The organism is Lacticaseibacillus jixiensis (assembly GCF_042847315.1).
Lineage (GTDB): Bacteria > Bacillota > Bacilli > Lactobacillales > Lactobacillaceae > Lacticaseibacillus > Lacticaseibacillus jixiensis.
In genome coordinates, this window is sequence record NZ_BAAFPR010000003.1 from 86,710 (window position 1) to 101,528 (window position 14,819).

Annotated in this window: 13 protein-coding genes; 5 read left to right on the plus strand and 8 right to left on the minus strand. The window is 52.2% G+C overall.

The features are described from left to right. Positions 1–10: 10 nt before the first annotated feature. Positions 11–856, minus strand: coding sequence for a 5-dehydro-4-deoxy-D-glucuronate isomerase (kduI, locus tag ACGG90_RS02810; RefSeq protein ID WP_390405588.1), 846 nt, complete (start codon positions 854–856; stop codon positions 11–13). A gap of 148 nt (positions 857–1,004) precedes the next feature. On the opposite strand from kduI, the gene ACGG90_RS02815 reads away from it, so the two are divergent. Beyond that, positions 1,005–2,030, plus strand: coding sequence for a Gfo/Idh/MocA family protein (locus ACGG90_RS02815; RefSeq protein ID WP_390405591.1), 1,026 nt, complete (start codon positions 1,005–1,007; stop codon positions 2,028–2,030). Positions 2,031–2,732: 702 nt separating this feature from the next. On the opposite strand, the gene ACGG90_RS02820 is transcribed toward ACGG90_RS02815, so the two are convergent. Further along, positions 2,733–3,059 carry an AzlD domain-containing protein gene (locus ACGG90_RS02820; RefSeq protein WP_390405594.1) on the minus strand — a complete coding sequence of 109 codons (327 nt, stop codon included), beginning with the start codon at positions 3,057–3,059 and terminating at the stop codon, positions 2,733–2,735. Further along, positions 3,056–3,757, minus strand: a complete 702-nt coding sequence (locus ACGG90_RS02825; RefSeq protein WP_390405595.1) for an AzlC family ABC transporter permease — start codon at positions 3,755–3,757, stop codon at positions 3,056–3,058. Before ACGG90_RS02825 ends, ACGG90_RS02820 begins: the two co-directional genes overlap by 4 nt. A gap of 295 nt (positions 3,758–4,052) precedes the next feature. On the opposite strand from ACGG90_RS02825, the gene ACGG90_RS02830 reads away from it, so the two are divergent. Then, positions 4,053–5,483, plus strand: coding sequence for a PTS galactitol transporter subunit IIC (locus tag ACGG90_RS02830; protein ID WP_390405598.1), 1,431 nt, complete (start codon positions 4,053–4,055; stop codon positions 5,481–5,483). Between the two features lie 62 nt (positions 5,484–5,545). Here ACGG90_RS02830 and ACGG90_RS02835 read toward each other — a convergent pair whose 3' ends face one another. Continuing rightward, complete coding sequence (locus ACGG90_RS02835) at positions 5,546–7,378, minus strand: diguanylate cyclase domain-containing protein (RefSeq protein WP_390405600.1); 1,833 nt, start codon at positions 7,376–7,378, stop codon at positions 5,546–5,548. A 246-nt stretch (positions 7,379–7,624) separates the two neighbouring features. On the opposite strand from ACGG90_RS02835, the gene ACGG90_RS02840 reads away from it, so the two are divergent. From ACGG90_RS02840 to ACGG90_RS02850, 3 genes are all read left to right on the plus strand, one after another. After that, entirely contained in the window at positions 7,625–9,193 is a 1,569-nt protein-coding gene (locus ACGG90_RS02840; RefSeq protein WP_390405603.1) for a PucR family transcriptional regulator, read from the plus strand. Between the two features lie 190 nt (positions 9,194–9,383). Continuing rightward, a complete protein-coding gene (locus tag ACGG90_RS02845; RefSeq protein WP_390405605.1) occupies positions 9,384–10,544 on the plus strand; it encodes a cation:proton antiporter in 1,161 nt (386 codons plus the stop codon). 236 nt (positions 10,545–10,780) lie between these two features. Continuing rightward, positions 10,781–11,368, plus strand: a complete 588-nt coding sequence (locus ACGG90_RS02850; RefSeq protein ID WP_390405607.1) for an NTP transferase domain-containing protein — start codon at positions 10,781–10,783, stop codon at positions 11,366–11,368. 47 nt (positions 11,369–11,415) lie between these two features. Here ACGG90_RS02850 and ACGG90_RS02855 read toward each other — a convergent pair whose 3' ends face one another. The 4 genes from ACGG90_RS02855 to ACGG90_RS02870 all read right to left on the minus strand — a co-directional run bounded on the left by ACGG90_RS02855 (position 11,416) and on the right by ACGG90_RS02870 (position 14,784). Beyond that, the gene (locus ACGG90_RS02855) at positions 11,416–11,754 is read right to left on the minus strand and encodes a HesB/YadR/YfhF family protein (protein ID WP_390405610.1); all 339 of its coding nucleotides are present in this window, start codon (positions 11,752–11,754) and stop codon (positions 11,416–11,418) included. Positions 11,755–11,770: 16 nt separating this feature from the next. Then, a complete protein-coding gene (locus ACGG90_RS02860; RefSeq protein WP_390405613.1) occupies positions 11,771–12,226 on the minus strand; it encodes a hypothetical protein in 456 nt (151 codons plus the stop codon). A gap of 387 nt (positions 12,227–12,613) precedes the next feature. Beyond that, positions 12,614–13,351 (minus strand): amino acid ABC transporter ATP-binding protein, encoded by a 738-nt coding sequence (locus ACGG90_RS02865; protein ID WP_390405616.1) that lies wholly within the window; start codon positions 13,349–13,351, stop codon positions 12,614–12,616. Next, entirely contained in the window at positions 13,351–14,784 is a 1,434-nt protein-coding gene (locus ACGG90_RS02870; RefSeq protein WP_390405845.1) for an ABC transporter substrate-binding protein/permease, read from the minus strand. Before ACGG90_RS02870 ends, ACGG90_RS02865 begins: the two co-directional genes overlap by 1 nt. Positions 14,785–14,819: the final 35 nt, after the last annotated feature.

Consider the following 14,819-nt stretch of genomic DNA (forward strand, 5'->3'; position numbering starts at 1 on the left):
CGTATTGTTTTTACTTCAAAGTTTCAGTTGGTACAAAGTCCATATCATCGTAAGTTTGGTTTTCACCGCACATTGCCCAGATGAAGGAGTAGCTTTGGGTACCAAAGCCGCAGTGGATAGACCATGATGGGTTGATCACAGCGGATTCATTCTTCATGACGATATGCTTGGATTGTTGTGGTTGACCCATAAAGTGGAAGACGCGGTCTTGTTCAGACTGGAATTCGATGTACAGGTAAGTTTCCATACGCCGTGCGTGAGTGTGGCAAGGCATGGTGTTCCAGGAGTTGCCTGGTTCCAAGACGGTGTAGCCCATTTGCAGCTGGCAAGTGTCCATTTGTGAAGCATCGATATACTTGTAAATGGTCCGCTTGTTCATGTGTTCTTGATCGCCGATCGGCTTCTTCAAGGCGTTAGCAAATGGCAGCTTCTTGTCTGGGTAAGTCTTGTGCGCAGGCGTGGAAACGACATAGAACTTCGCCGGCTTCTTTGGATCAGCGGATTCAAATACCACATGCTTGTGGCCCATGCCGACATAATAGCCGTCATGCTTGACCATTTCCTGCTTGTCGCCGTCGATGGTGATGTAGCCAGTTTCGCCAATGTTGATCACACCGAGTTCACGACGTTGCAAGAAGAAGTCAACGCCAAGACCCTTGTCCAGAACGATTTCGAGTGGTTCCGTCGTCGGGGTCACACCACCGAAGATCATGCGGTCGTTGTAAGTATAAGTCAACAAGATGTCGCCTGGGTTGAAGATCTTATCAACGTAGAATTGATCGCGCAATTCTTCAGTGGAGTAATGCTCGATATCCTTAGGACTGTGAGAATAATTGGTCGTCATACTAAAAGTCATGCCAAAGCCTCCAGATTTCTTAAACAGAAATGTCGTTTATATATTGTTAATACCCTTCTAATATAGAACCCCGCGCCATAAAAATCAAGCGGTTACAGAAATCTGTGTTAAGATGTTGGCGAATACTGTGCTTTTATGGGAGGTCGTCATGTTAAACGTTGCCATTATTGGAACTGGAAAAATTGCCAAACAACACCTTGCCGCTTTCCAAACATTCCCCAAGCGCTGCCGTGTCGTTGCGTTAGTCAACCGCACCCGCGCCAAAGCTGAAGCCTTGAAAGTGCCTGATGCTGTGATTTATCAGGATTATCACGAATTACTCAAAGCAGGCGGCATTGATCTCGTCGATATTTGTCTGCCGCCAAAGTTGCATGAAGCTGTGGCCATCGCCTGTTTGCAAGCGGGCTGTGATGTGTTATGCGAGAAACCGTTAGCGTTAACGGTAGCGGCTTGTGATGCGATGATCGAAGCTGCCCAAACCGCTAACAAAATCCTGGCAGTGGTGTCCCAGAAGCGTTATGAAGACGATATTTGGCGCTTGCATGACGTCTTAGCCACCGGCTTGATCGGCCGGCCTTTGCACATCCAAGTCGATGCCTTGTCTTGGCGCGGCCACAGCTATTACGACGTGCCTTGGCGCGGAACTTGGGCCAGCGAAGGCGGTGGCGCCACATTAAGCCAAGCGATCCATCACATCGACATGCTCAACTGGCTGATGGGCAAACCCCAAACCGTGACTGCTGTAGCCACCAATGCCAACCATGATAACGCCGAAGTCGAAGACCTCTCTGTAGCCATCTTGCAATATGCCAGCGGCGCGATCGCAACGATCACCAGCTCAACCATTTCCCACGGCCAAAAGCGCCAGATCATCATCCAAGGCCAACACGCCATGATCGCCGCACCTTGGCAGGTCATTGCCGAACAATCAGCGCCTGACGGATTCCCCCAACCAGGCGGCAATTCAGCTTTAGTCGCGCGCTTAAACGCATCCTACCAAGCCGTGAAGCCTTTGACCTATCACGGCTTCACCGCGCAAATCGACGACTTGCTCACTGCTATTGAAACCAACGGCACGCCATTGATCACTGCACTTGACGGCCGCTTAGCAGTAGCAGTGGTCCAAAAAATCTACGAAAGCGCCAGGGCCAAGCAAACACTGGATTTTGAGTGATGATTATCGAACTGTGCAATCAGTCTGTCCTGTCGATTTAAACCAAAAATTTGCCGTGGACATTACGCGGTATCAACTAATCGGCCATCAGCTTTACACCCAACTGGTATCGGTAATTCGCGCTTGTCCCTGCTGTGTTCAATCGATAAATAAACTGATTTTCAGCGAGTTGATAGACGCGATCTGCATCTGTTCGTTGATCAAGCCAAACACGATCCTGATTCGACTACGGTAGGACAGGCATTGCGGAGGTGCGCGGGGCAAGCGGTGGTCAGGCCGTGAAACGAGCAGCATCACAAGACAAGCGGGCTGTGCTTGGCTTGCGATGCTGATCGCGGCAAATTCAGAGACTGGCAGGCGAGCAAAGCGAGCGCCTGGCTCTGAATTTAGGCGGAAAACACGCGTACTTTGCGTGGTTGCAGCCGGCCGCACTGCCTGCGCCGCCGCTTGCCCCGCGCCCCGCAGCAACGCCTGTCCGGGCCGCACCCTAGCCGGCGCCTGTTACGCTGTGGTCTTCGTCGAGCTGCGCAAAGCAACGGGCTTGCGTGTAAGCCATGACGCCGCTTGGGCCAAGTGCGCCCAAACGTCATCCTGTCTTACACTCCGCCCTAAAATCGCTTTGCTCCGCTCTGGGGTTTTATTTCCCGGGCAAAGTCACAATAACCCGCCTGCAAATTTGCAGACGGGTTATTTGACGTCACCTTATGCCCAACCAAGCGCGCGGATCAACGCCATCGCCACAATGCCGACAACCACCACGACCAACAGGCTCTTGGAAATCACTCCGGCAATGATCGAAGGCACCGAAGCCATTAAGTTCTCAACATTAACGCTTGGCCAGTGACCGCTGTGATACACCAGCAGACTTTCCACAAAAATCGCCGACAAAATCGCCACCGGCACGAAACTCAAGAATTGCAGCAGCCACTTCGGCAGCGTTGCCGCTTTGACTAAGGCAAATGGAACCACGCGGATCAGCCAGGTGACCAAGCCGCATAACAGAATCGTGATAAAGACGTGTTCGTTCATTTGTGTTCCACCGCCATTCCAAACAAGCAGCCTAAGATCGTGGCGACTAAAATCGCCGTAGAGCCTGGCATGAAGCGCATCAAAAGCACCATCATCACCGCGACAAACGCGGCAACAGTGAGGTGGCGCAACAACGGTTTGCTGCGATCGGTGATCATTTGCAGATACAACAGCCCGATAAACATCGCCACTACCGCAAAGTCCAAGCCAAACGCCTTGGCATCCGGGATCAAGCTGCCGATTAAAGCCCCGGCCACCGTGGCGATCGCCCACACCAAGTAAGCCACCACATTAGCGGCGTTAAACCACGCCGGTCGCAATTTGTGATCGGTCAAATTCAGCTTGTTCATCGATAAGGCGAACGTTTCATCCGTCAGCAGCGTACCAATGGCGACGTTTTGGCCGAAGGATTCTTCTTTGAGATAAGGGGCCACCGTCATGCTCATCAAGCTCATACGCGCATTGATCAACAACGTCGACACCACAATGGCGCCTAGGGGACTGCCTGTCAACAACATGCTGGTGATCACGAACTGAGCGCTGCCGGCATAAACGATCAACGACATCAAAAGCACCATCCACACCGATAAGTGGCTGGTGTGGGCGACGATCCCAAACGCCAAGCCCACGCCGATGTAGCCAAACACCGTGGGCAGCACGTCTTTGAGCCCTGCTTTGAAGTCTAATTGTCCATCCATGCTGACGCCTCCGTTAATTTTTCATGAGAACTTAATTAGATTTTACCAGAATTTGTTCGATAATCCAGAAAGAATATGTAGCTAAGTTATTATTTGAACTTTTTTAGCTCGATAAATCCTTTGATATCAAGCCTGGCCAGCCGCCGGCGGTCACCCAAACAAATCGGCGCTTGCGTCAGGCGCGTGCGCACGGTATACTTCTTAACATGTTTCTAAGACGGGAACGGCATTTCTCTTTTAGAAATAATTGTAAGCGGCGCCAGTAAGCGCGTGCTATTATCAGGGGGAAAAAGCAATGGGTGTCATTAACTACATCATGTCCTTAGGGGCGAGTGTGATGATGCCGATCATCTTCTTAGTGCTTGGTTTATTACTAGGCATGGGGATCGGCAAGTCACTGAAGGCGGGGCTGTCTGTCGGCGTCGGCTTCGTTGGGCTAAGTGTGATCACGCAGCTGTTGACCGACAACATCGGCCCGGCAGTGTCGTCGATGGTCAAGACTTACGGCCTGCATCTGCATACGTTGGATATCGGCTGGCCGGCGGCTTCTGCCGTGGCGTTTGGCACCGAAGTCGGCGCGATCATCATTCCGCTGGGTTTGGTGGTCAATGTGATCATGCTGGCAACCAAAACCACCAAGACGGTCAACATCGACTTGTGGAACTACTGGCATTTTGCCTTCATTGGCTCGATCGTATCAATGAGCACCAAGAGCTTCGCTTGGGGCGCCTTTGCGGCGATCGCCGTGTACATCATCACCTTAGTTGGCGCTGACCGTTCACAGAAGATGGTCGAGAAATTCTACGGCAAAGACTTGTCTGGTATTTCCTTGCCGCAAGCTTTCTGTGTGACATATATTCCTTTTGCCATTGCGATCAACTGGGTGATCGACCGGATCCCAGGCTTGCGCAAGATCGACTTAGACGCCGACAAAATGCAAAAGCGCTTCGGTATCCTTGGCGACCCGATCTTCTTAGGTGTGATCGTCGGGATCTTGATCGGGGTCTTGGCGCGCTACAACGTGGCCAAGACCTTGCAGCTGGCCATCATCTTAGCCGCTGTGATGGTATTGATCCCGCGGATCACTGCCTTGTTCATCGAAGGGCTTAAGCCGATTTCCGTGCGTTCACAAGAACTCATCGCCAAGCGCTTTCCAGGCCGCTCCTTTAACATCGGCATGAGCCCAGCCTTGGTGATCGGACATCCTGTCACTTTGGTTTGCTCCTTGTTGTTGATTCCTGTGATCTTGTTCTTATCTGTGGTGATCCCAGGTAACGAATTCCTGCCGTTGGCCAGCTTGTCTGGTTTGATCTATGTCTTCCCATTGATCTTGCCTTATACCAAAGGCAACGTGGTGCGCAGCTTCATCGTCGGCTTAGTGACCATGATCGTTGGCGTGCTGTCCGCCACCAGCTTGGCTGGGATCTTCACCAGCGCCGTACGTGTCGTCCAGGCTTCCTTGATCCCTGCCGGCACCAGCTCTGTGGCTTCAGTGGACTTCGCCGCAAGCCCGCTGACTTGGTTGATTTATCAAGGCACAGCGCACGCTGGTTTGGTTGGCCCGATCATCATTGGCTTGGTGGTTTTGGCCTTCATGTTATTCAACCGCTCCCGCATCTTGCAAGAAGAACAACAAGCTTTGCAAGCTGCCACCAAGCACGTGGCTAGCCATACCGGCGAAGCCAGTGACGAAGACGACGATTTAGCCGCCGAAAGCAACGACTAAATCCGTCTTTCAAAAATACCGCCGCCTCAATGAGGCAGCGGTATTTTTGGATATGTGCGGCATTATGCGGCACTTGGCAGCGCCGGTTTGGCATAATAATAGCCTTGGAAATAATGGATCCCTAAATCGGTGGCAAAGCGAATATCGGTTTCGTCTTCTACCCCTTCCAAGATAAAGCGCAGGTGGTTGTGGTTGGCCACCTCAGCCCAGAAGCGAATGCGTTCGCGCAGGCGCGGCATCGACTCCGTTTTGCGCAGGTTCTGAATGGCAAACTTCACCCCGTCAACATAAGGCAGCAGCCGCCGCACCAATTCATAGCTGTTATCCGAGCCAACATCATCGATATGAATGCGGATGCCTGCTGCACGATACAGCGCCGAGATCCGCCGCGTCGTGGCCAGATCCGGCACATCAACGATTTCCACCGTCAAAGCGCTGGGTCCTTGCTCGGCGTGCAAGCAGGCGATCAAAGCATGCGCCGTTTGCGTGTCGGAGAATTGCGCCAACGTTAAGTTGATCGCGACGTTCTTGCAGGCACTATGCGCAACCGCCTGATAAATCAATTGCACTTGCTGATCGACTGCCAAGTCAAAAGCCGCCGGCAGCACCCAGCGCGCCTTGGTTGCATCATATTGCCTAAGCAGCAGCTCACTGCCCCAAACTTGCGCCTGCGCGCCGCTGGTATCGTTGATCGGCTGCGTATAAAACGCGTATTGCGGCGCCTTGTGCGGGGTGCGGTCTGCCATTGCTGCGCTGTTAACGATGATCGTATCGCGGCCGCGCTGTTTGGCTTGATACAAGTTGTCGTCGGCGCGCTTATATAAATCTGCCACACCGCTGTCGCCAGGCACCACGGCGGTAGCGCCAATAGACACAGTCACATTCAGCGGCTGGCCTTCATAGTTGAATTGGGCATCATGCACGGCTTGCCAACAATCACGCAGAATCGGCACGGCTTGATCTGGCGTCATGTTGGGCAATGCAATATTAAATTCTTCGCCGCCGGTGCGGTAGAAGTGCTCAGCTAAACCGGCTTGCCGCAACACCTGCAACAGCAAGTCCGCCGCTTGGATCAATACCGCATTGCCTGCCAAATGCCCATAGTCGGTGTTCACCAACCGCAAGCGATCGATATCCAGCGCCGCTAAGGTCAATGGCTGCTGTTGGGCTTGCGCTTGATCAAACAGCGCACTGATGTCGGCTTGTTCATGAGCGTATTGATCGACATTGGTCAAATCGTCATACCCTGCCAACTCCTGGAGCTGCTGTTGCTGCTGCGCTTGTTGCCGCTGGCGAGACCAGAAATAATCCGTTAAGGCAGCCATCACGATAAACATCGCTGCAGCCTGCCCTGCTAAGCGCGGATCCACGCGCAAGCCCAAAGATAATGGCGGCAAGGTGAACCAGAAGGCCACAGCCACGAATACCGCCACCACAAACATCGTCCGTGCCCGTGCTTGGGTATGGCTTTGGGTCAAGCGCAACCCGATCATGATGCCGATCAGCACCGCCACGGTCACGCCAGTCCAAGCCGTTGGTGCCGCAGCGTGGCGCAAGCCCCACACAACCAGCACCGCAGCCACTCGCAGCAGATACTCGCCTAAGCTGATTTGCATATCAAACAACGCCATCACCAGCACAAACAAGCTGATATTAGTAAACATCATGGTATCCATGAAACCGATGACCCCGCCGTAAAACATCACGCCGCCTAACACGATCGGAACTACAGTTAATAACACGCGATCCAACTGTTGGCGTGGGTGGCTTATGGCAGAAAATGAATTCTGCCATAAGTACATATCCAAACTCAAGAATCCCGCGGTAAAGAATGTTGCCAACACAGTTTGCACCACCCAAGCTTGAGTGGTCAGATTCGAGTAATTGAAATTCACACCACGCCCTCCTTACCGATATCATTTCCTCCTAATCATAGCTTCTTTAGGATGCATTACAACCGCTATTGTTAAAGGCGCACAGCCCCATCTGCGAGCATCGCCATTGGCCGCTTAGTGAATCCCGCACAAAAACCTTGCCCAATTCAAGCAGCAAGGCTAATTTGCCAAGCAAAATTATGCACCCAGCACAGTCGCATGAGGCAATCGGTGTGGTACAATGAGCCCAAAATAGGAGGTGGGAGCATGCAAATGGCCCAATTGATCAACGATCCAACGATCCGCTTACTCGGTGGCGAAAGCGGCTTATCCCGCGCCGTCAGTGCCGTGGGTGTGATCGAAGCCCCTGATATCGAAGAATATCTGGTGCCGGCACAATTGCTGCTCACCACCGGGTATCACTACTATCAAGATCTCTCGAAACTGACGCATTTAATCGAGCAAATGGCTGAAAGCGGCTGTGCAGGTTTGGGCATCAAAGCCGATCGCTATTTCAAACAGATCCCTGATTCAGTGATCGCATTAGCCGATCAAGTCGGCTTGCCGCTAGTGGTCACCCCTGCCGACCAGAACTTATCAGCCATTGTCAAGCACCTCACCGAATTAGTGATCGGCTCAGACGCCTTGGTGCTTAGCCGCACCATCGAACAAAACCAGCAGCTTTCCGCCTTGGCCATGGCCAACGCCAATTACAACACGGTGTTGGAAGCAATCGCCACTTGGTTTCACCATGAAATCGTCTTGTTGGACAGCCACTGCAACGTGGTCTACAGCAGCACCCGCTTAGCAGCGGTGCAAAGCACTTGGTCGGAAGTCTTCCAAAGCGCCATTCCGGATCACTTTCACCTTAACAAACCGCTGACCATCACCCGCTTGCAGCACCGCGTCACCATTCTGCCATTAATGGTCATGTATCCAGAAAACAAGGCCTTCATCGGCTTGTTCGATTTGGACACCCCGACTAAAGTTGAACAACTCCAACTCCAGCAGATCCAGAATGTCTTAAGCTTGATGAACTCGCGCACCGATGTTGCCAATGAATCTGCGGTACATATGGAAAACAACTTCTTCTTCAACATGCTTAACGGCACGCTTAGCGACGACTTATTGCGCCATCGGCTGCAAGATTATGCCTTACAATTTGATCAGCGCTGCTATTGTGCGATCGTTGAACTCACCGCCGCCAGCTCGCAAACGCTGGTATCATTGCGCGAAATCGATACTTGCCGGCGCTTGTGCAACTGGTTTGTTGCCGAACATAAGTTGCCAGTCACGGTGTTTGTCGCCGATTCCCAAGTGGTGTTGGTGATCCAAGCCGCGCAAACCCCGCGGCCGCTGTTAGAGAATCTGCTGCCTTTTCTCAGCGCCAATGTCGATGAGAAATTCGTGCTGAAAGCCGGCTTCAGTCAAGCCTGCATGACCTTGCAGAAATTGCCGGCGTTATATCAAGAAGCCAAAGAAGCTGTCACCTTGGCCAAACAAGGCACCGCTAATATCGCCAAATTTCGGCCGAAAGAAGCCAGTGAACTGCTGCATTTGATCCCGCAAAGCGAAGGTGCCTCGTTTGTTCAAGGCCTGCTGGGGCCGCTGTTGGAATTGAGCAACGCCGCCGAAAGCCAAGAGCTCTTGCACACCTTGCGCTTGTATTTATACAACAATCAGCAAGTCAACGCCGTGGCCAAGCAATTGTTCATTCACCGCAACACCGTCACTTACCGGCTCAAGAAGATCAGCCAGATCTTAGACGCCGATCTCAGCGATCCTGGCACCTGCGAGCGGCTGAACCTGGCGTTATTGCTGCACCAGAAGAACTGATCGGTGACGCGACACTCATTCGCATCACTTGCTTACCATAAATTAGCATTATCGGCGCTGTTTTGGTATAATAGTCTACAACATGATATGTTTCATCGGTTGAAGCACAGCTTCAAGGACTTCTCTATTCGGGGCGGAATAGGGGTCTTTGCAGGTGTGCTTTTTTGTATTCAGAAAGTAGGTTCATTGATTGACATTCCTGGGAAATTTAGTTCTGATTTTGATTGCAACGACCTTGGCTGGCCACTTATGTGCACGGATCGGGGTGCCTGCGGTGTTAGGCCAGCTGGTCGTTGGCATCGTGATCGGCCCGGCCATGCTGGGCTGGGTCACCAATACCACTTTCATCCATGACAGCGCCGAATTGGGCGTGATCGTGTTGATGTTTCTGGCTGGTTTGGAAAGCGACTTAGGCCAGTTGCGGCGCTTCTTGAAACCCAGCGTCTTAGTAGCGGCATTAGGGATCTTGGTGCCGCTGGTGACCACAGCAGCAGTGGCTTGGGCCTTTGGCTTGTCGGCCATGGAAAGCTTGTTTATCGGCGTGTTGTTTGCGGCGACTTCGGTGTCGATTTCAGTGGCAGTGATGAAAGAACTTAACTTGCTTAACGGCAAAGGCGGCGCCACGATCTTAGGCGCAGCGGTGGTTGATGACGTGGTGGCAGTGGTGTTGTTAAGCGTACTGGTCAGTGTCATGAGCGACAGCGGGGCGCAAACGCCTTTGGCTGTGACCTTGGTGGAGCAAGTGTTGTATTTTGCCGGGATCGTGGTGGTGGTGCGTTTCATCGCGCCAACATTGGCGCATCTGGGCAAACGCTTGTTGTTGCCGGTAGGGCCGGTATTAATGGCGATGATCTTGTGCTTGGGAATGGCTTATGTGGCTGATTTGGTGGGGTTAAGTGCGGTAGTCGGGGCGTTTTTTGCCGGGATCGCCATTGGCCAAACCAAGGTCCGTCACGCGGTGAACATTGCCATTGAGCCAATCGGTTATGCGTTATTCATTCCGGTATTCTTCGTCAGCATCGGCTTGTCGATGCGCTTTGACGGTTTGCGCGAGCAGCTGCTGTTTATCGCGGTGATGAGCCTGGTTGCCGTCTTAAGCAAAATGATCGGTGCAAGCACCGGCGCAAAGCTGGCGAAGTTCTCTTGGCCTGAAGCCAATTTCGTCGGCGCAGGGATGATCTCGCGCGGTGAAATGGCGCTGATCATCGCCCAAGTCGGCTACCAAGCGCAGCTGATTGCCACCAACACCTATTCGGCCTTGGTAACGGTAGTGATCATTACCACGCTGGTCGCCCCATTCTTACTGAAAATTGCTGGTCAGAAATTGCCTGAATCAGTCTTAGAAGATTAACCGCCGCCAAGAATGCCGTTATACTAACGCTAAGGGCATTGTTTCACGTGAAACATTTGCGCAAACCGAATCGATCAGCATGTTAACCGCGTGCTGATTTTTTTAATGACTGCAACGCGTCAAATGTGTCGCAAAGCCGCTGATAACTTGAATGTAAGCGTTTATTTCTGATTAAAATAGCATTATAATATAGAAAACGTCACCATTTGATTGGCTACAAGAAAGGAGGCGGCGTGATGGATGGACTGGTACTAGCTGGCGGCTCTTCACGCCGCTTCGGCAGCGACAAAGCCTTGGCGCATTTTGACTCGGCAACCTTATCCAATGTTGCGCATTCAGTGAAGCTGCTTAAAGCCTTGTGCAGCCAAGTGTACGTTGCCGTCAACGCTAACAACAAAATGGCTGTGCAACAAGCCGTGGCTGCCTTAGGGGCCACGGTGGTGGTCGATCGCCAACCGGTGGTGGATCGCGGGCCGATCAGCGGCTTGTGGAGTTATTTTGCCACTTTGCCGCGCGCCCATGTCGATGTGTTAGTCGTTGCTTGCGACTATCAAGGCTTGGATCTGATGACCTTAGCGCCTTTGGTGGCGCGCTTTGGCTACTTAAACACGCCGGATGGGCCGCGTTATACCTGTTGTCGGCTGAATTGTGCCTTCACCACGCTAGAAGCGCAGGTGCTCGCACGCGATTGGTCCTGGGCACATCTGCTGCAGCTGGCAGGCTGTCCGCCATTGACGGTTTCAACGCGCCTCAGCGACATCGATGTGTACCGCCACTTATTGCCTAACCGCAAACCTTTGCGCCGCGAATCGCGCGATGCATAACAAATGAGCCAGATCATCGTGATCTGGCTCATTTTGTTGCCGATTCCTCAATGTTTAGAAGCGCCGCTGACGGCGTCTACTGTCGAGCCGTCATTCGGGGTGAAGTGGTAAGTCGGCTCGTCGCGCTTGGCATCATAGCCGACTGCCAGGTCTAAACCATCGAAGAACCAAGCGTCGTTGCTATCCACGTAATAGGTCACTTGGTCTTTGGTGGTTTGGACCACCGGTGATTCTACAGCGTCATCGCGCGTCATCCCCACAGAGAACCCGTCGTGCACGTTGGTTTGGCCGTACACCTTGCCGAAAAAGCGCACGCCGGCCCCGGCTGGCAGTTCTAATTCCCGTCGAAACCACGCGCTTGCCGCGTCATCTACTACGATCGCCATGCAACGGCCTCCTTTCTTAACCTAACTGCTTGTAAATATCCTTCACGTTATGTTCAGGATCGATCACGATAAATAAGTGTCCACTCTTAGGATCTTCGTAACTGGATTGATTGGCGTTGTCCAAGCCGCTGGGATCTTTAGCGGTGAATGGGAAATAGATCTGACTGGTGCGATCACCATTGAACACCAGATCCATGCGCTCAATATCTTGGTACTTCGTCGCGCGGCCGAACATCCCTAATTCAAGGCTGCCAGTGTTGATATCACTGGACTTGACATGATCGGCTTGCGGCAAGATCTCCACGCGGAAACTCTTGCAAGGATGGATCTCTTGAATGCGTCCGCCATTGATCCGGCCATAACTGGTGGTCACGCGGCTGATCCAGATGTCGGCCAGCTCATCATGAGCCACCGTCCATTCATCCCCGTTGCGAAAATGAAACACCAACTGTTCAAAAGTATGCTCTGTCATAAGACAGCTCCTTCTTCCAGGCCATTACACCCGATTTTTCTTCAGTTTAACACATTGCAGCAAGCGCTGTCATCCCTTATGCATAACGTCACTGATCAACGATATCGATGCGATAGCTGACGACAGTAGTACAGACTTGGAAAACTGTTTTTTGTCCAAATGTGGCGATGCACAAATTATCCGCTGCCGAGCCATCCGCCCCTCCTGCACCAGCAGCTAAATACCACGCTTGCGTATAATCTATACGATCTTGAATCACAATCACCAGTTCTTCACTGACTTCAAATCCGGTCAGTATTCGAAATTACGGACAGGTATTGCGCAGGCACACAGGCAACGCGGCATGATATACAAAAACACCGCCAACTGGCGGTGTTTTGCTTGTACTTAAGCTTCCAGCACCTGCTTCAAGAACGTCTGCAGGCGCGGGTGTTGCGGATGATCAAAGATCTGTTGCGGCGTACCTTGTTCCAAGATCTTGCCATCGCCGAAGAACACGACGCGGTCGGCCACTTCTTTGGCGAAGCCCATTTCATGCGTCACGATCACCATGGTCATCCCGTCTTCAGCAAGCTTGCGCATAACGCCTAAGACATCGCCCACCATTTCCGGATCAAGCGCGGAAGTCGGTTCGTCAAACAACATGATATCCGGGTTCATCGCCAAGGCGCGGGCGATCGCGACGCGCTGCTTTTGCCCGCCGGATAAGGAACTCGGCATGGCATCGGCTTTGTCCGCCAAACCCACGACATCCAAGAACTTCTTGGCGTCTTGCACGGCTTCAGCCTTGTTCTTCTTGCCTAATTCGATCGGCGCCAAGGTCACATTGTCCAGCACCGACATGTTCGGGAACAAGTTGAAGTGCTGGAACACCATGCCGATGTTCTCGCGGATCTTATCGATGTTCTTGCCGGCATGAGCAATGTCTTTGCCATCGATGAAGATCTCACCGCTGGTCGTAGTTTCCAAGCCGTTCATCATGCGCAGCACGGTACTTTTGCCGGCACCAGAAGGACCGATCAGCACAACGACTTCATTGTCTTGCACTTGTAAGTCAACGCCTTTGATGACTTCATTGTCGCCATATGCTTTGCGCACATCTTTCATCTCAACTCGTGTTGCCATTATGCATTCACCTTCTTTTGTACCCAATTAGACAGCCATGTCAATAACGTGATAATGATCAAGTAGATCAACGCCACCATTGCCCAGATCTTGAAACCTTCCATGTTGCGGGCAATGATGATCTTCCCAGTTTGGGTCAATTCAAGCAGCCCCAGCACTGACAGAATCGACGTATCTTTCAACGTGATAATGAATTGGTTGACGAAACTCGGGATCATAATGCGGATCCCTTGCGGCAGAATGACGCGGCGCATCGCCTTGCCCCATGGCAGCCCCAAACTGCGTGCAGCTTCCATTTGGCCGCCGTCAACCGCCGAGATCCCGCCTTTAACGAAAGCGGCCGTATACGCCCCTTCATTAAGCGTCAGCGTGATCACCCCGGCGATGAAAGCCGGCACCTTCTGATCGATCAGCGTTGGCACCCCAGAATAGATGAACAACGCCAGCACCATCATTGGTAAGCCGCGGAAAATGTAGATAAACACCGTCGACAAACCTTGGGCGAACTTGTTCGGCACCACGCCTAACAGCCCGATCAAAACCCCGACGATCGTGGCAAAAACGATCCCGACCACCGTCAGCCACAAGGTTTCGCCTAACCCGGACATCAACGTGCCCCAGTTGGACTTCAACAAACCAAAGAAGCTGCGGTCAGTTTCTTGCATTTTGGCGGTTTTCTTAGCTTGGGAGCTGGCAGAACCATCGCCTAAGTATTTGCTGACGATCTTGTCGTATTGCCCATTGGCCTTGAGCTTCTTGATGCCAGCGTTGATCTTTGGGGTCAAGGTGTCTTTTTCCGACATCTTAACGGCGATGCCGTAGTTGTTGGCCATGGCCATCTTGAAGCCCTTGGCTAATTCCAAGTCGTTCTTATAGCTGGTGGCAATGGCGTATTGCATCACCGGCTTGTCTTCGAAACACGCCTGTGCGTTACCGGTTTTGACGTTATCGTAGACGTTATTGGAATCGTCAAACGTCACCACCGAGAAGCCATATTTGGCCTTCACGGAATTGGCGTAATCGGCACTGGCCGTACCAGTCTTAACAGCGACTTTCTTGCCGCGCAAATCCTTGAGCCCTTGGACTTTGGAGCCTTTGTTGACGGCCATAACGACCCCAGACTTGTAATAAGGATCACTCATAGAGAACTTCTCTTGGCGCTCCTTGGTGATACTCATCCCGGCGATAACGCCGTCGATTTGACCGGCTTCTAAGGCCTGCACTGCGGCGTTGAAGCCTAGTGGTTTAATGTCGACTTTGAAGCCTTCTTCTTTGGCGATGGCGTTCATTAAGTCAATGTCGATGCCGACATATTTGTTATTCTTATCTGCGAATTCGAACGGTGCAAAAGTTACATCGGTCCCGATCGTGTAAGTCTTCTGCGCGGCGTGAACCTGCTGCGATGGATTGACTAACCCCAACACGACCAACAGCCCGACGAACAAGGTGGACCAGAGCCACTTTCGTT

Excerpts from the sequence above, each read along its gene's own strand:
- ACGG90_RS02840 (WP_390405603.1), top strand. The coding sequence starts at position 7,625 with ATGCAAATGGCCCAATTGATCAACGATCCAACGATCCGCTTACTCGGT.
- ACGG90_RS02855 (WP_390405610.1), bottom strand. The coding sequence starts at position 11,754 with ATGGCGATCGTAGTAGATGACGCGGCAAGCGCGTGGTTTCGACGGGAA.
- kduI (WP_390405588.1), bottom strand. The coding sequence starts at position 856 with ATGACTTTTAGTATGACGACCAATTATTCTCACAGTCCTAAGGATATC.
- ACGG90_RS02815 (WP_390405591.1), top strand. The coding sequence starts at position 1,005 with ATGTTAAACGTTGCCATTATTGGAACTGGAAAAATTGCCAAACAACAC.
- ACGG90_RS02865 (WP_390405616.1), bottom strand. The coding sequence starts at position 13,351 with ATGGCAACACGAGTTGAGATGAAAGATGTGCGCAAAGCATATGGCGAC.
- ACGG90_RS02850 (WP_390405607.1), top strand. The coding sequence starts at position 10,781 with ATGGATGGACTGGTACTAGCTGGCGGCTCTTCACGCCGCTTCGGCAGC.
- ACGG90_RS02825 (WP_390405595.1), bottom strand. The coding sequence starts at position 3,757 with ATGGATGGACAATTAGACTTCAAAGCAGGGCTCAAAGACGTGCTGCCC.
- ACGG90_RS02830 (WP_390405598.1), top strand. The coding sequence starts at position 4,053 with ATGGGTGTCATTAACTACATCATGTCCTTAGGGGCGAGTGTGATGATG.
- ACGG90_RS02860 (WP_390405613.1), bottom strand. The coding sequence starts at position 12,226 with ATGACAGAGCATACTTTTGAACAGTTGGTGTTTCATTTTCGCAACGGG.
- ACGG90_RS02820 (WP_390405594.1), bottom strand. The coding sequence starts at position 3,059 with ATGAACGAACACGTCTTTATCACGATTCTGTTATGCGGCTTGGTCACC.